General features: G+C 61.4%; 12 protein-coding genes and 2 pseudogenes. 3 read left to right on the top strand and 11 right to left on the bottom strand.

Annotation, left to right across the window (positions count from 1 at the left end):
• Positions 1-110: 110 nt before the first annotated feature.
• Entirely contained in the window at positions 111-1004 is an 894-nt protein-coding gene (locus FB009_RS12040; protein ID WP_026183422.1) for a DMT family transporter, read from the bottom strand.
• Between the two features lie 172 nt (positions 1005-1176).
• Between FB009_RS12040 and FB009_RS12035 the strand changes: the two genes are divergently transcribed.
• From FB009_RS12035 to FB009_RS12025, 3 genes are all read left to right on the top strand, one after another.
• Positions 1177-2067: a LysR family transcriptional regulator gene (locus FB009_RS12035; RefSeq protein WP_012066655.1), complete on the top strand. Its 891-nt coding sequence runs from the start codon at positions 1177-1179 to the stop codon at positions 2065-2067.
• A 353-nt stretch (positions 2068-2420) separates the two neighbouring features.
• On the top strand, positions 2421-3056 hold the full coding sequence (locus FB009_RS12030; RefSeq protein WP_012066656.1) for a TetR/AcrR family transcriptional regulator: 636 nt from the start codon (positions 2421-2423) through the stop codon (positions 3054-3056).
• The gene (locus FB009_RS12025) at positions 3053-3589 is read left to right on the top strand and encodes a GFA family protein (protein WP_012066657.1); all 537 of its coding nucleotides are present in this window, start codon (positions 3053-3055) and stop codon (positions 3587-3589) included. The genes FB009_RS12030 and FB009_RS12025 overlap by 4 nt, the downstream gene beginning before the upstream one ends.
• Before the next feature lie 39 nt (positions 3590-3628).
• On the opposite strand, the gene FB009_RS12020 is transcribed toward FB009_RS12025, so the two are convergent.
• The 10 genes and pseudogenes from FB009_RS12020 to FB009_RS33745 form a co-directional block, all read right to left on the bottom strand.
• Positions 3629-5074, bottom strand: a complete 1446-nt coding sequence (locus FB009_RS12020; protein ID WP_145161615.1) for a M20 family metallopeptidase — start codon at positions 5072-5074, stop codon at positions 3629-3631.
• A gap of 127 nt (positions 5075-5201) precedes the next feature.
• Positions 5202-6747 (bottom strand): annotated as a pseudogene (locus tag FB009_RS12015) (ABC transporter substrate-binding protein).
• A 13-nt stretch (positions 6748-6760) separates the two neighbouring features.
• On the bottom strand, positions 6761-7633 hold the full coding sequence (locus tag FB009_RS12010) for a serine hydrolase (protein WP_012066660.1): 873 nt from the start codon (positions 7631-7633) through the stop codon (positions 6761-6763).
• Between the two features lies 1 nt (position 7634).
• On the bottom strand, positions 7635-9263 hold the full coding sequence (locus FB009_RS12005) for an ABC transporter ATP-binding protein (protein ID WP_018207884.1): 1629 nt from the start codon (positions 9261-9263) through the stop codon (positions 7635-7637).
• Positions 9260-10078 carry an ABC transporter permease gene (locus tag FB009_RS12000; RefSeq protein WP_012066662.1) on the bottom strand — a complete coding sequence of 273 codons (819 nt, stop codon included), beginning with the start codon at positions 10076-10078 and terminating at the stop codon, positions 9260-9262. Before FB009_RS12000 ends, FB009_RS12005 begins: the two co-directional genes overlap by 4 nt.
• Positions 10075-11019 (bottom strand): ABC transporter permease, encoded by a 945-nt coding sequence (locus tag FB009_RS11995; RefSeq protein WP_012066663.1) that lies wholly within the window; start codon positions 11017-11019, stop codon positions 10075-10077. Before FB009_RS11995 ends, FB009_RS12000 begins: the two co-directional genes overlap by 4 nt.
• Positions 11020-11182: 163 nt before the next feature.
• Complete coding sequence (locus FB009_RS11990) at positions 11183-12088, bottom strand: LysR family transcriptional regulator (RefSeq protein WP_012066664.1); 906 nt, start codon at positions 12086-12088, stop codon at positions 11183-11185.
• Positions 12089-12327: 239 nt separating this feature from the next.
• Positions 12328-13377: an ABC transporter permease gene (locus FB009_RS11985; RefSeq protein ID WP_012066665.1), complete on the bottom strand. Its 1050-nt coding sequence runs from the start codon at positions 13375-13377 to the stop codon at positions 12328-12330.
• 188 nt (positions 13378-13565) lie between these two features.
• Positions 13566-15050, bottom strand: a complete 1485-nt coding sequence (locus FB009_RS11980) for a sugar ABC transporter ATP-binding protein (RefSeq protein WP_145161612.1) — start codon at positions 15048-15050, stop codon at positions 13566-13568.
• Between the two features lie 330 nt (positions 15051-15380).
• Positions 15381-16567, bottom strand: a pseudogene (locus FB009_RS33745) (sugar ABC transporter substrate-binding protein).
• Between the last annotated feature and the right edge of the window lie 399 nt (positions 16568-16966).

The following is a 16966-nucleotide window of genomic DNA, read 5'->3' as shown; positions in this document are numbered from 1 at the left end:
GCGCCCTTTGGAGCGTTTCGGTGTTCCTTGAAGCACTGAAACGTTTCTGCCAGCGTTATCCGATCAAACGTATCATGCTTACCGGCGCGGTCGACGATGGGTCGCCCGGTTCAAGCGCGCGAGGTCATCCAGACGCCCAGCAGTGTCACTGCCAGTCCGATGAACATCGCTAAGGTCAGAGGCTCGGAAAACAATACCCATGCCCACAGCATGGTGACCGGCGGGCTGAGATAGATCACCGCGCTGACCTTCGCCACCGGGAAAAGGCGCAGACTGCTATAGTAGACGGAATAGGCGGCGAAGGTTGCAATCAATACCAGCCATACCATTCCCACGGCGAAATTGCGTGTCATCGGCGGGACAACACCGCCCTGCATCATGGCGCAAAATCCGAACAGCAAAGCACCTGTGAGCGTATGAATGCAAAGGCTCTGGTGAAGCGGCATGTGCGAAGTCCGTTGCCGTTTATGCAGCACGGAGGCGAGCGCAAAGACCAGCATCGAGCCGGCTGTCAGCGCATAGGCCCACAAAGGAGCTACGCCGAGGCTCAGGCTGTCGAACGAGACGATGAGCACACCCAGCACCGCGATCGACGTTCCCAGCCACTGCCGCGCGCTTAGTCGCTCGCCCAGGACAGACTGCGACAGGGCCGCTATCGCCAAAGGCAGGAGGTCCGAAATCAATGCGACCAGGCCTGTCGGCACCCGTTGCTCGATCGCCAATGCGAAGCCGCCCAGATAGAGAAACACCGACATCACACCGAAGAGCATCTGCTCCAGCACCCCGCGCAGCCGCATTCGCGGCCCGATGGCAAAGGCGAAGGGCAGCAGGATCACGCCTGACAACAGCGTCCGCCAGAACAGCACCAGTACGACGGTGGCTTCTTCGCTCGCATAGCGGATACCGACGAAGCCCGAACTCCAGCCGATCACCAGCAGTGTTGCCATTAAAGGCCAGAGGAAGTGGCGGCCAGCGGCTGGCCAGGACGACGGCAGGTCGGTCATGAAGGTCTCGATAGGGGTCAAGTGGTGCTCCATGAATAGGATGCACCTGTTGCGCTTGCACATGACAAATATCGATGAAAGCATGACAGTGCAGTCATCAATGTAATGCCCATTTGCAACACGGCCCGGGTGTGATTATGCAAACGGGAAAGGTCACTCAATCAGGTTCGACATGGCCGAGTTCAACAGCCGGCGTCTGGAAATCGACGCGCTTCGCGCCCTATGGGCAATACGCCATCACGGTGGGATCACCCGCGCGGCTGAAGCGTTGGGTCTGTCACAATCGGCCGTCAGCCATAAGATCAAACGGCTGGAGACGAGCCTCGACTGCGACCTCCTCAGCCGCAGGTCCGGGGGTCCGGTCTTTACCTCGGCCGGCGAGGACTTGCTGGATTATGCCGGGCGCATCCTCGGCCTGCATGACGAGGCACTGCTGAGCCTGTCGAAGACACAACTCGCGGGGCGTATCGCGCTCGGCCTGACCGAAGACACGACGTGCACGGACCTTGCCCGCATTCTCGGGCGGTTCCGCCGCCTGCATCCGCATGTCTCTGTCCGCATCAAGGTCCGCATGAGCTTGGTCCTGCGAGCGATGCTGGAACGCGGGGAACTCGACGCGGCAATCGTGCAGGTTTTTTCCCATGAAGTCCGCCCCACCGACGTTGTTCTGTTTCGGGAGAACCTTCATTGGGTCAAGCACCCTGATCTATGCCTGCCGCAGAATGGACCTATACCCTTCCTGTCCTTCGACGACGAATGCTTCTACCGTAAATGGGCGCTCGACGTCGGACAGGACGGAGGAACGATCCTCGAAACCGTATTCGAATGTGCGAGCGCGGCAGGGATTGTCGCTGCGGTCAAGTCGGCGCTGGGCGTGGCACTTTTGAGCGAGCGACATCTGCGCGCCGAGATGCAGATCGTGACCGACCGCCTGCCTGCCCCGCCTGCCCTGGTTTACGTGGTTCGTCGCGCCAGAAAGGCCAGGATTCCCGCGCTCGATACTCTGATTGCCGAAATCGAACATGAAACCAGCCGGTATGGAGGGTTGATCCTGACAGGCTGAGCCTGCCGCCGGTTGAAGCCTTCCAAACTTGCGGATTCAAATATAAAGCTTCGTGAAGTCGGCTCGTGCGGACGAAGGGTGTCTTTCTAGACGAGATCTAGCTCCGCCTGCCGGTGGGTCCCGTCATCGGCCCCGGGATTTCCCGTGGCGTGTTCCATCGGGTCTCCCGTGTCGGAAAGCGTCGATCAGCCGTTTGCAGGCTGGCCCGAGGCCGCTTCCGCGCTGCTGAATGATGCTGACGGCGCAGCTTCCGCCTTCATACGCGCTGTTCAGAACCAGCTCGACAGCTCCCGCACGGGCTCACCGGCAATATCACCGATTGACATATACCGACCGTACGGTATGTATTATCAATGTCCAGACCCACCAAGCATTCCCCCGAACGCGGCAGCGCGCGCATCAGGCTCCTTGAGGCAGCGCGGGACGTTATCCGAAGCAATGGCTTTGCTGCGACCTCGGTGGATGACCTCTGCCGCGCAGCCGACGTCACGAAGGGGGCGTTTTTCCATCACTTCGGGAGCAAGGAAGCGCTCGGCGTGGCCGTGGCCGAGTTCTGGACCGAAACGAACACCGGCTTTTTCGAGGCCGCCCCCTACCATGATCCGGCCGATCCCTTGGCGCGCGTCTTGGCCTATGTCGCGTTCCGGAGGGCGATCATCACCGGCGGCATAGCGGAGTTCACCTGCCTGGTCGGAACCATGGCGCAGGAGGTCTATGCCAGTTCGCCCGACATTCGCGATGCGTGCGGCCGCAGTATCTTCGGCCATGCGGCGACGCTCGAGGCCGATATCGAAGCTGCACGACGCGATCACGGCGTTTCCGGCGGCTGGACGGCGGAAAGTCTCGCGCGGCATACGCAGGCCGTCATTCAGGGCGCCTTCGTCCTGGCCAAGGCCGGGAACGACGCGGATCTGGCGCGGGAAAGCCTTGATCATTTAAGCCGCTACATCCGGCACCTGTTTCACGTCACCGAGGAGGACGATGCATGAGCGAGACCACGAAAATCAGTTGTGCCTGCGGAAGCACGTGCCTGAGGCTGAAAGGAACGCCGATCCTTGTTTCCGAGTGCCTGTGCAACAGTTGCCGGACCGCAGCCGACAGACTGGCCAGCCTTCCCGGCGCGAAAGATATTCTCACTTCCTACGGTGCAACTCCCACCGCGGAATATCGCAAGGATCACGTGCGTATTCTGTCCGGCGCCGAGCATTTACGAGAGTTCCGGCTGTCGGTCGGCGCGGGCACTCGGCGTGTCGTCGCGACCTGCTGCAATACGCCGATCTACCTGGAAATGAAGGGCGGGCACTGGCTCAGCATCTATCTCCACCTCTGGCCGAAAGAGTCGCGGCCGAAACCGCGGATGCGGACGATGGTCGGCGACCTGTTTGACGCGAGCAGCCTGCCGAAAGACATCCCCAACCTGAAAAGCCACACGGTGTCGTTTTACGCCAAACTTCTCTGGGCATGGATCGCGATGGGATTTCGCAATCCACGGATGGAAGTGGCGGGAAAGATCGATGCCTGACGAAAAATCGTGAACGCCGCCAGTGAGACGAGCCGCCGATCATGCATGCGCAGACCCCGGCATGACGTCCGCCGGAATGGGACAGACATAGGCTTTGCCGCCGGTCTTCTCCAACCATTCCGCCTTAGCGGCGGCAACCAGCTCCGGAGACGTGACCAGTGACAGACCCGTCGTTGCAAGTGTCTTGGCGGCATGCGCCATGGCCTTGTGGGCGATGGGGCTCTTGCCCTGCGCAACGACCTGCCAGGTATGCGGGTTCGTGCCGATCGCCCAAGCCGGCGTCCAGCACTGCGCCGTCGGCGTAACCCAGCTGACATCGCCGACATCGGTCGAGCCCGCACGGAAGTGCGAATGGCCTTCAAATTCGCGCAGGCCGAGGTGCAGTGGTGTCGACGCGCCGGCGCCGGCATTGGAAAATACGTCGCCCTTGATCTGGTAGAGACGGATGCTGCTTTTGATTGCCTCTTCCGTGAAGGTCTCCTGAATGGATCTGGCGAAAGCCAGATCGGACGTGTCGAAGGCGACAGGGCCGAGCGCCACCATATTCTCGTGCATGGCCGTCTCGAGTGTGATGTTCGGCAAGAGGTTGGTGGAGGCCGTCTCGAAGACGATTTCCACTTCGGTCTCGGTCATCATGGCTGCACCACGGGCGACCTTCTCGACCCGTTTGGCGAGGTTGAGCGCCTCCGGCATTCCCGGTGCGCGGATCAGGTAAAGCACTTCGGCGCTCGCCTGCACGACGTTCGCCGCCCTGCCGCCTGCATCGGTGATCGCGTAATGCACACGGCAATCCTGTGGCATGTGCTCGCGCAGAAAGTTGACGCCGACATTCATGAGCTCGACGGCATCGAGCGCCGAACGACCGAGATGGGCAGCATTTGAGGCGTGCGCGGCGACACCCTTGAAGCGATAGAAATATTCGAGAACCGCAAGGTTGTTTGTCGAGCGCACGCCGTTGAACGGTGCCGGGTGCCAGGTGAGCGCCGTGTCGACATCGTCGAACAGACCGGCGCGCACCATGAAGGTCTTGCCCGAACCGCCCTCCTCGCCCGGGCAGCCGTAATAGCGAACAGTACCGGACAGATTGTTGGCCTCCAGATGCCGGGCGAGCGCGATCGCCGCCATCAGGGAACCGACGCCCAGCAGGTTATGGCCGCAGCCATGGCCGCTTGCCCCGTCGACAAGCGGCTTCGCCTCGGCGACCCCGGCTGCCTGGCTCATGCCCGCCAGCGCATCGAATTCGCCCAGGAAAGCGATCACCGGCTTGCCGCTGCCGCACTCGCCGATGAAGGCCGTGTCCATGCCTGCGATGCCGCGCCGAACGGAGAAGCCATTGTCTTCGAGCCTCGCGGCAAGCAAGCCGGACGAACGCCACTCATCGAATTTGAGCTCGGCGAAATCCCAGATGCTGTCGCTCAAGCTGACGAAATCCGGCTTCATCGATTCGATTGCTGCGGCAATCGACATCACGTCATCCCGGTTCATGGGCCATGTCCTCGCATTGCGATGCACCCTCTCGAAAGGCGCAGGAGACCGCCCGGCGTGCCGGAGCGAATCTATGAATGATGGAAGGGCCGGCGTCGGGGATCGCCGCCGGCCCGGCTGTGATGGATCAATCGTCGACTGACACTTCCCAAAGGCGGGCGTTCGACTGCCAGACGGGCTGGCCCTTCAATTTCCTGGTCGCGCCCCAGACATCGACCATGTCGTAGAGGAATATCCCCGGCATTTCCTTCAGCATGAGCTCCGTGAAACTCATCGAATATCTTCTGGCGTCTGGCCTGGTCAGCCTCGGCATAGGCTGCGTTCATCAGCTCGATCGCCTTCGGATCGTCCCACATCAGGGAAGCGTTCTTGTCCTTGTCGCCGACATAGAAGGAATACATGAGGGCCGGGTCGAGACGCGGCGCCACCGACTGGGAAATCACCTGGTAATTGCCGGACCGACGGCGGTCGACCTGCGTCGCGTAGTCCAGCACCTCGATCTGAACGTTGAGGCCGGCCTGCTGCATCATGGCCTGCGCCATGACCGCAGCCGGGAAGCTCGGCACGTTGCCGCGCTTATTGGCTATGATCGAGATCGGCTCGCCATTGTAGCCGGCATCCGCCAGCTCCTTTTTGGCGGCTTCGACGTCATAGGGCAGACGCTTCTTCTGCGTGTCGCTGAAAAAGACCGAATCCTGCGACACCATCGAGCCGTTCGCCTCACCCGTACCGTTTGAGGCGGCGGCAACGAGCTCATCCAGATCGAGCGCCATCGCCATGGCGCGGCGCACGCCCGGATTGCTCAGGACCTTGTCCCGAGTCTGGATGTAAAAGAGGTTCTTGCCGTTATTGCGCGCGACAATCAGTTGCATCGTCTCGCTTGCCTGGAATTCGGGAATGAGATCCGGCGAGATTTCAGCCGTGTCCAGCACGCCGGATTCCAGACCTGCCTTCACGGTCGAAGCGTCCGGAATGACCATGAACTTGACGCCGTCGGCAAGCGGCCGCTTCGAACCGACCATGCCATCCGGCTTTCCTTCGTTTTCCGGCGAGACATAGTCGGCAAATTTCTTGAGATGGACGTATTCGCCCTTCTTCCATTCGTCCCACATGAAGGGGCCGGTCCCGATCGGCTGAACGAAGCTGCCGTCCGCACCGAGGGATTCGCTCGAGATGATGCCGGTGAAGCCGCATTCGGGACGCGACATCATGCCGAGGAAGACAGCCGACGGCTTCGCCAGCGTGATCTCGACGGTCGAGGCGTCGATTGCCTTGACGCCTGTCACAGGCGCGGCCCCGCCTTCCACGAAATCTTTCAGGCAGGTCCATTTCGTCTCTGGCTTCAGGTAGCGCGTCCAGTTCCACACCACGTCGTCGGCCGTCATCGCTTTGCCGTTGTGAAATTTCACGTCGCTGCGCAGCTTGAACGTATAGGTCAGCCCATCGGCAGACATCTCGAAGCTCTCGGCGAGCAGCGGCTTCACTTCGCCGACATTGTTGTAGCCGACGAGTCCCTCGACGATGTGCAGGATGACGCTATCGGTATTGCCGTCGCGATTGACGCCCGGATTATTGCTGCGCAGGTCAGAACTTTGCGCGACGGTGATGTCGCGTGCCGTTGCGATACCGGTCATGGCAAGCAGGGCGGTGCCCGCAAGAAGAAGCGTTTTCATTTGTTCTACCCTCTTATTGATCGTTATGACTGAATCCGTCCCAGCAGGCCCGCGAGAGCCTGCCGATGGTCTCGAGCGCCACCGTGTAACCCGGCGTGCCGTCCGGCATGACCTGCGGCACGTCATCGGTATAGGCGCAGATGATGTAGAAGGGAGCGCCGTCGCGATAGACGATGCCGGCATTCATGCGGCCGCGCTTGCCCGTGCCGCCCTTATGCGCCACCACCGTGCCGAAAGGCAGGCGCGACGGAATTGCGTAGCGCAGGATCTGGTTCTTGAGAGTCTGCAGGGCATAGGCGCAGAGCTCCGGTGACGTGCCGAGCTTTGCGGCCGCTTCGGGAGAGGCCTGCGCGTCCAGGATCGTCTGCAGCAGAAAGGCCTGGTCGCGGGCAGTCGTGGTCGTCACCGAGGTCAGCGCATGATCCGGCGGCAGAGCCAAGGGCGGAATGAGAAAGCGATGATGCGTGCCTTTCATGCCGATCGACTTGCAGTAGCAGTCGACCTCCTCCAGCGTCAGCCGCTCGAACACCATCCTGGTGCAGACATTGTCGCTCAGCACCATCATTCCGGTAATCGCATCGCGCAACGAAATCACGATTCCGGGCGTGAGGTAGCGGAACATGCCGCTTGCCACTTCCTCGGCAAAGCGGGCTTCGTAGGTGATCGGCTCTTCGAGGTCGAGCCGCCGCTCGTGCACCGCCTTCAGCGCCGCCATCATGATGGAGGTCTTACGGGTGCTGGCGGAAGGCGTTTCCTCCTCCGCGCCGCGTTCGATCGTCTCGCCCGTCTTGAGATTGCGGACGAGGAAACGCGTCACGAAAGGCTGCGCATCGCAGATTTCCGCAAGTCTCTCTTTTACCGAGCCGGAATTGCCTAGCCTATCCACATCAATTCTCCAGACGCCATTTGAGAGTCACGCCGCCGTTTTCATTCTGGTCGAGGGCGGGAATCGCCGAAAGAAGCCGGCGCGTATAGGCCTCCTTCGGGCTGTCGAAAATCGAATCCCGGGCCCCCTCCTCGATGATCCGACCGTCCTGCATGACAACGACGCGATCTGCGACCTGTTCGACGACGCCGAGGTCGTGACTGATGAACAGGCAGGAAAAGCCGTAGCGTTTCTGCAGATCCGAGAAGAGATCGAGAACCTGCGCCCTGACCGTTACGTCGAGCGCGGAAACCGGTTCGTCCGCGATCAGGAAGCGCGGCCGGCGCGCGATCGCACGCGCAATGGCAACGCGCTGGCGTTGGCCTCCGGAAAGCTCGTGCGGGTAGCGGCCGGCATACTCCATGCCGAGGCCGACCTCCTCCAGCGTCTCCAGGGAACGCTTACGTTTGGCGTTACCGTCGAGGCCCGGCACCAGTCTCAGCGCCTCCTCGACCAGCGCCTGGATGGTCATGCGCGGATCGAGTGATGAATAGGGATCCTGAAAAACCATCTGGCAATTGAGGCGATAATCGGCCCAGTTTTCGGTGCGCAGCCGTCCCTGGAACTGGATGCGGCCCTCGTCTTCCTTGACGAGGCCGGCAATGGTGCGGCCGAGCGTCGTCTTGCCGGAGCCGGAACCGCCGACGAGTGCAACGACCTCGCCTTCGTATATGTCGATGCTGACGCCATGCAGCGCCCGCTTCGGCTTGTTCTTTCTGAACAGGGACTTCCGGCCGGCATAGTCGACGATGATTTCGCGAGCCGAGATCATGGGCGCCTTGCTCGTGTCGATCCGGCGTGGCTCGCCGCGAAAGGGCAGCGACGAGAGGAGCTTCCGCGTATAGGGATGCTGCGGTGCTGTGAGCAGGTCTTCGGTGCGGCCCTGTTCGACGATCGCACCCTTTTCCATCACGACGATGCGGCTCGTGTAGCGCGCCACCATCGGCAGATCGTGGCTGATCAGCAGCACGGCCGTCCCTTCCGCGCGCGTCAGTTCCACCATCAGTTCCATCACGTCGCGCTGGATCACGGCGTCGAGCGCGGTGGTCGGTTCATCGGCGATCAGCAGCGCCGGCTTCAAAAGCATGACGGAGGCGAGCATGATGCGCTGGCGCATGCCTCCCGAAAACTCGTGCGGATAGGAGGCAAGCGCCCCCTCCGGATCGCGGATGCCCACCCGCTTCAACATGTCGAGGATGCGCAAGCGTCGCTCCTGCGCCGGGGCCTTGGTGTGCAGGACCAGCCCCTCCTCCAGCTGCCGGCCGATCGTCATCGACGGATTGAGCGAGGTCATCGGCTCCTGGAAGACCACGCCGATCTCTGCACCGCGCAGATGACGTAGCTCTTTTTCCTTCAGCTTCAGCACGTCGCGGCCCTTGTAGGTCACCGATCCGCCGGTGACCGTGATGTTCGGTGGCAGCAGCGAGATCAGCGATCTGGTCGCCAGCGTCTTGCCGGAGCCGCTTTCGCCGACGATCCCGAAGATCTCGCCCGGCGCGAGGTCGAAGGAAACCGACTTGACCACCTGATGGCCGGATCCCGCAACTTCAAGCGAAAGGCCGCAGACGGTGAGAAGTTTGTCCGTCGTCATTTCAGACCTCTCATGCGCGGGTCGAGCTTGTCGCGAAGCGCATCGCCCAGAAGGTTGATGCCGAGCAGCGTCAGCGCGATGCACAGGCCCGGGAACAGGCCGAGCCATGCGGCCTGCTGGAGGAATGGCCGGCCGGCGGCCAGCATGTTCCCCCAGGTCGGCGCCGGCGGCGGCACTCCGAGGCCGAGAAAGGAGAGCGCGCTCTCCGACAATATGGCCCAGCCGAACATGGAGGTGGCGAGAACGGTGATCGGCGCAAGGCAGTTCGGCAGGATATGGCGCAACATCGTATAAAGCTCGCCATTGCCCATCACCCGCGAGGCCTCGATGAACTCCCGCTCCCGCAGCGAGAGAACCGCACCGCGCACGACGCGCGCCATGGACGGCGTATAGGCGATGCCGAGCGCGAAGATGATGCCGTACTGGTTCGCACCGAAAACGGCGAGCAGGCCGAGCGCCAGCAGGATGCCGGGAAAGGCGAGAAGCGCATTGTTGACCGCCATGATGACGCCGTCCACCCAGCCGCGCGCATAGCCGCTGATGAGGCCGATGAGCGTCCCGCAGATAACGGCGAAACCGACGGTGAGCGCCCCGATCCAGACGCTGGCGCGCGCGCCGACCATCAGGCGGCTCAATACGTCGCGGCCGAATTCGTCAGTGCCGAGCAGGTGCGCCGCGCCGGGCGCTGCGAGCCGCGCGGTGAAGGAGAGCTTCATCGGATCGAAGGGCGTCCAGAAGAGACCGACAGCAGCGGTGACGAGCAGGACAGCGATCAGGATGCCACCGATCAGTCCGTTGAGGGTGAGCTTTTTCATTCGGCGACAACACGCGGATCGAAGAGAGGATAAAGAAGGTCGATGACGAGGTTGACCAGCACATAGGAGAGCGCGACGAACAGAAGGCATCCCTGGATGACCGGGTAGTCACGCGCGAAAATACTGTCCACCATCAGACGCCCGAGCCCCGGTATGGTGAAGACCGTTTCGATGACGGCGATGCCCCCGAGCAGATTGCCGAGGATGAGGCCGATCATCGTCCAGGTCGGACCGAAGGCGTTCTTGAAGGCATGGCGCCAGAGCACGGCGCCTTCCGAGAGCCCTTTGGCGCGGGCGTGGGTGATGTAATCGAGACGCAGCACCTCCAGCGTGGAGGCACGCGCCATACGGATCAGGACACCCGCTTCATGGATGACCAGCGTCACGACAGGCAGAACGAGATAAAGCAAACCGTCCACCAGATTGTCGCTGATCGAGACATAGCCGAGAACCGGCAGCCATCCGAGTTTGAGCCCGAAAAGCAGGAGCAGGAGCAGGCCGAGCCAGAAGGTGGGGATGGAAAGGAGAACGGTTGCCGTTCCGACCAGAGCCAGATCCGTCAGGCTGTTTTGACGCCAGGCGGCGATTACGCCGGCCGGTACGGCAATCAGGCTTGCCAGTAAGACCGCGACGACGACGATTTCCGCGCTTACCAGAAAGCGGGAAACGACCAGCGGCAGCACCGCCTCGTCATTGACGATCGAGCGGCCGAAGTCGCCGCGCAGCACATCACCGGCCCAGATCAGGAACTGCTGCGGCATGGACCTGTCGAGGCCGAGTTCCACCCGCATCGCGGCGATCTGATCGGGCTGAGCCATATCACCCAGCATCAGCGCGGCGGGATCACCGGGAATGAACCGGATCAGTGCAAAGACCGTCACGGAGACGAGGACGACCGTCGGGATCGCCATCGCCAGACGGCTCAGGATGAAACGTAGCATTGCTTCCCCACGATTGAGAGCCGACTGGAGATTGGCCTCACCGGTTTCGTTGGTCCAAACTATGAGGGAATGGAGATTGGCGCGCAATATTATGCATATTCGTCATAGCTCTATGCAGCGGGGAGCTGTGAGCCGCAACGTTCGGGATGACCAGAATCCTGGTCTATTGTTCCCTTTGAGAAAGCTGAATCTGCTTCTTCAGGGCTCCGCTGAGCGCTTGCGCAGCGATGGAGAGTGGAACTCCGGCGGCGCGCACCAGTCCGAATTCCTGTGTCGCGCGCGGAACGAACGGTCGATGCACGACTGGAAGATGCCGGTACAGATTCGCGTAGAAGCTGCTGATGATCGTGACGCCCAGTCCATGCGCGACATAGGAGCAGGCCGAGCTGTTGGTATGAGTCTCGATCTTGACCATCTGCTTTACCCCTGCCCGCTTGAAGGCCTGATCGAGAGCCATGCGGTTCGGCCGCTGGCGGCCGATCAGGATCAGCGGTACGTTTCGCAGATGCGTGATGTTGATCTCGGGCAGTTCAGCTAGCGGATGGTTCTCCGGGACGACACAGACGCTCTCGCCGCTCGCAACCGTGTCGATTGCAATGGACGGCCCCGTCTCGCCCTCGATGCGCAGAAAACCGAGGTCGATGACGCGTTCCTCGACCAGCTTGGTGATGGCGGTCGTCGTCTCGAAGAAGGTCTCGATGCGCACGCCGGGAAAATCCCGAACATAGTCGATCAACATGGCAGGTGCGAAATTCTCCCACATGCTGCTCGGCAGCCCGATGCGCACGATTTCCGGTCCGGCAGCACCGTTGCGGAGATCCTCCGCATGGCCGGACATGCGCTCGATCGCGAGCAGCACATTCTGAGCGTCGCGGCCGAGAACCGTGGCCTCCGGGGTCGGGATCAGGCGGCCCTTGTCCCGGACGAAAAGTGTGATGGACAAGTCGCTCTCGAGCTGCTGCAACATGCGGCTCACACCCGACTGGCTAAGGCCCATGGCCTTGGCGCTCGCGACCGTCGATCCGGTTGCAAGCAGCGTCCGCAGGACTTCCAGTTGCTTGATGTTCATGGCTCGGCACCTTCGAAGCAGCGTGTTCGTCGCGGCAGCCGGCGGTGCCCTCAGGCGAAGGCCGCCGGTCTCCGGCAGAGGATGCTTTTCGCCGCCAACAGGCAATAGGTGACCGGCAGCTAATTTTGCAAGTTCCGGATTTGGTACTTTTTTCTGCGCCGCGTCGGCCTGCGCCTTCCGGCAGGCCCACGCCGGAGCGCGGTGCGGGCGGAAACCGCACCCGCTTTCCTCGTCCCGCTCTAAACGCGTGTCATGCTGCGACGGCGCCACTGATCGAAGATCACGACGACCACGATGACGATGCCCTGCGCGATGCGCTGCCAGAACGGACTCACATCGAGCAGGTTGAGACCGTTGCCGAGCACGCCGATGATGGCCGCGCCGATGATCGATCCCCATACTCCGCCTTCGCCGCCGAAGAGATTGGTGCCCCCGATCACGACGGAAGCGATGGAGCGCAGTTCTTCGCCCTCCGCCATCAAAGCATTGGCCGAATTGAGGCGCCCGACGAGGATGATGCCGGCGATCGCGGCCAGCAGGCCCGATATCGCATAGGTCATGATCTTGGTCCGCGAAATACTGATGCCGGAGGAATGGGCGGCCGCACGGTTACCGCCGACGGCATAGATCGCCCGCCCGAGCGCGGTGTAGCGAAGCACGTACCAGCCGGCGGCCGCGCAGAGCAGCGCGATGAGCGCGCTCACCGGAACGCCGAAGAGCTGACCGCCGCCGACCCAGATCAGCGTTTCGGGAAGTTGCCGGCCGGCGTTGAACGAGGGGACCGGCAGGCCATCGGTGACCAGCAGCGCGGCGCCGCGAAAGGCCGTCATCGTGCCGAGTGTCGCGATGAAGTCCGGGATCTTGAATTTGGAAATCAGCCAGCCGTTGATTGCACCGGCAGCCACCCCGATGAAAAGCCCTATGAGGACGGCCACCGGCGGCGGCACGAAACCGAAATCGACCCCGAAGAGCACGAGCGGCTGCGTGAGCAGGACGGCGGTTATCGATGCGGCAAGTGCGGCGATGGCAGCCACTGACAGGTCGATGCCGCCGGTCAGGATGACGAATGTCTGCCCGACCGCGATAATGGCAACGAAGGCGGACTGGCGCGCCACGTTGGAAAGGTTGTCGAACGTCAGGAAGTTGGATGTCGCAAAAGCGAGGTAAGCCATCAACAGGACAAGGGCGATCAGCGGCCCGGCCTGAAAGACGATCGCCTTCAATTTCGTTTTACGCCCACCAGCCGCACCGGCCTTGGTGTCCGGTTTCTTTTCCGCACGCATATGCATTCCCACTCCCTGGATCACGATGATTTTAGGTCGGATCGACCTGAAATCATCGTGATCGTTTCCAACAGGTTGGAGCGGGATGCTGGCGGAAAACCGCGCACACTTTTCTTCATCCCGCTCTAGCTCTAACCCCTTATTTTGCCGCAATTCCGGACGGAAAACCGCTACGCACTCTCCCTGGAATTGCTCTAGCTCGCATATCGCAGCAGGTTCTGCTGCGATATCTCTTTCCTTGGCAATTCCGCCGAGAGCCGCCCGCCCCGCATCACCAGCGCGCGGTCCGCCATACCGATCAGTTCGTTGAGTTCCGAGGAAATCATCAGGATCGACGCACCTTCCGATACCAGGCGGCTCATCACCGCAAACACTTCCGCTTTGGCGCCGACATCAATGCCGCGGGTCGGCTCGTCGAAAATCAGAATTCGCGCGCCGCTCGACATCCATCGCGCCAGAATGACCTTCTGCTGGTTGCCGCCGCTGAAGAAGAAGAGTTTGTGCGTGGTGGAAGCCGGCCGGATGCGCAGATCGGAAATGTAGCGACTGCCCTCCTCGCGCTCGCGCGTGAGATCGAGCCGCGACAGAAGCGACTTGCCGGCAAGCCAGGACAGGCTGAGATTGGGGCCGACCGGTTGCATCGGCACGAGGCTCTGGCGGCGGTCGCGCGAGATCAGACCGAGGCCCGCCGCAATCGCATCCGAGGAGTGCCGGAAATTCGCGCGCTTGCCCTCGACCTCGACAGAACCGGCATTGACCGCCTGCAGACCGAAAAGAGCGCTGGCTATCTCCGCCTGGCCGGCGCCCATCAAGCCGTATACTCCAAGGATTTCACCGCGACGGAGCGTGAAGGAGAGATCCTTCAGCGTGGTTCCGGAGGCGAGATTTTCAACGACGAGTACAGGCGTCCCGAGCTCAACCTTTTCCTTGGGGAACTGTTCTTCCAGCCTGCGGCCGACCATCAAGCCGATCACCGTCTCCTCATCCGCCTGGTCGGCGGGCAGCGTCTTTACGACGATACCATCACGCAACACCGTAACGCGGTCGGCGATCAATGGAATTTCCGAGAGGTGATGCGAGATGTAAATGATGCCGTGGCCGCGCTGTTTCAGAAGGCGGATGACATCGAAGAGACGGCTGCGCTCGCCGTCGGACAGCGCCGAAGTCGGCTCATCGAGCAGAAGGATGCGCGGGCCGCGCTCCAGGACACGCGTAATCTCGACCAATTGCTGCTCGGCAACTTCGAGCGTGCGCACCTCGGCGGCCGGGTCGATGAAAACGCCGAGCGCTTCCAGCGCGTGTCGGGCATCCGCATGCGCCTTGCTCCAGTTTATCTTGCCGAATGCGTTGCGCGGCATCCGGCCGAGAAAAATGTTCTCGGTGACGCTGAGCGCCGGGATAAGGCTCAGTTCCTGATGCACGAGGCCGATGCCGAGTTCCGTGGCGAGCGTCGGAGTGAGCGCCGGAACCTTCCGGCCGCCCACCACGATAGTCCCGTCCGTCGGCGGGTGCTCGCCGGCAAGAATCTTCATCAGCGTCGACTTGCCGGCACCATTCTCGCCGAGAAGCACCTGCACCTCTCCGGCGCGCACCTCGAGCGAGATCGACTTCAACGCCACGACGCCGGGAAAGCGTTTCTCGATATTCTCGAGCTTCAGAAGGATTTCGTGCTGGTTCATCGCCCACAACTGCTGTTCGGAACGGGCACTGAACGTGCCCTTTCAATCCCTGGAGCATTTCCGCTTTTCACCGAATCGCAGAACTGCTTCGATCTCTGACTTTCCGCAATTCCGGACGGAAAACCGCCAGGCAGTTTTCTGGAATTGCGCCGGTACCGCCTGTCTGCACCCAGAGAGCGGCGCGGAGCACCTTCATAGCGAAGATGCCCCGCGGTCCTACTGCATGTTTCCTTTAATCGGATCCGATTAAAGGACAAAAACATGCAGCAGATCAAAGTGCTACAGCGACCTGTGTGCGTCTGATAAGACACACGGCGCTGTAGAGGAGACTCAGTCGGCTTTCTTGCAGTTCGCCCGGATGGCCTTCCAGTCGATCGACTCAAGCTTCGGTTCCGGATAGAAGTTGCGCGCATTCGCCTCGTAGACGCTGCGCGGGCGGATATCGAAGGTCTTCGGCACTTCCAGGCCGCAGGCGAGCTCGACGGCAAACTTGGTGCCGAACCATCCCCAATCGGCAAAGCCGTGGGTTGTTTCGGCAATCATCTTGCCCTCGGCGATGCGGTCGACCGATTCCGGGGTAACGTCATTGGTGAAGATGGCCACCTTCTTGTTGCCGATCTCGGCGCCGTCCTGCGTGGTTTCGAGACGGTTCTGCGCCCCCGCCACGAGCATCGCACCGAGTCCCATCTCGTTCGACGCCGCCCAGATGAAGTCGAGATCATCCTGATTGCCCTGAAGGATATCCTCCGCGCAACGGGTGCCCTTCTCGCGGTTCCAGTCGCCCGCGCAAGTGCCGCCGACGATCTCGATGCCCGGGAACTGCTCGAGCACCTTGCGGAAACCGTTGAGGCGAGCCGTGGAGAAAAAGCCGCCGGCAACGCCCTCGATGATGGCGCCGCGGGCCTTGATCTTTGCCTTGTCCTCCGCCGAGAGCTTGGAAGCGAGATCCTCCCAGAACTTCAGATCGAGATAGGTGCCAGGCTCGACATCGACCTTTTCGCCGGTGCCGAGCACACCCGGACCCCCGAAATAGTCCACGACCGAATAGGCGCTCACTTCCGCGCCCTGCGTGTTGTCGAATCCGATATAGGACGAGACGTCGACGCGTCGATCGGCTCCAGCAGATTGACGACGACGACCGGAATGCCGGCTTGCGTAGCGCGCACCAGGGCCGGCTTGACTGTCGCGACCTCAGCCGGCGAAACGGCGATCAGGTCGACCTTGCGCTGGATCATGTCCTCGATGATGCTGACCTGCTCGGCGAAAGCCGTGGGGCTGGTCGGCGACTTCGTCAGGATCTTGACGTTAAAACCATTCTTGTTGGCGTCCTGGGCAGCCAGTTCGAAGAAGTTGGTGGCCGTCTTGAATACGCCGGTGATATCAGGCGGTACCCAGCCTATGGTGATATCGATATCCTCGCCTTCCTGCGCGACGGCCGGCGCAGCGCCCAGCATCGGCAAGAGTGCGATAGCGCTGACTGCGGCTGCCAACGACGCTTGTGCTAGTTTTTTGAGCAAAGCTCCCCTCCCTTTGTAAATCCCTCGCGTTGCGGGCGCCGATCGGCACTTCCACACCTCACGCAGCACGAATGCTAGATGGTAACATTTCGTAATTCAACTACATTTTTCTCTAAGAGCCATATAAAACGCAGTGGCGCAGGAGGATGTCAACAGCAGAGATTGCGAGAATCAGCGCAATTTCTTGCCTTCTCCACGTCGCGGCTATACTCGCAGGCTCTGGTTAATGTAGCTAAACTACAGATCGACAAAGCACTTCTGGCACCACGCACTCTGGCTGGCGCGGGACGTTATCATGTTGTACGTATAGCATGTCAGGATAATAATTCAAGGTTGAGCACTGCTCGCCGACGTGGTTGCACACTCACGAGAGGTGCTGCCCTCGACCGCATTCGAAAC

Source organism: Sinorhizobium medicae (genome assembly GCF_007827695.1).
Classification (GTDB): domain Bacteria; phylum Pseudomonadota; class Alphaproteobacteria; order Rhizobiales; family Rhizobiaceae; genus Sinorhizobium; species Sinorhizobium medicae.
Note: the sequence above shows the minus strand (reverse complement) of the source record. Positions and strands in the feature narration are given on the sequence as shown.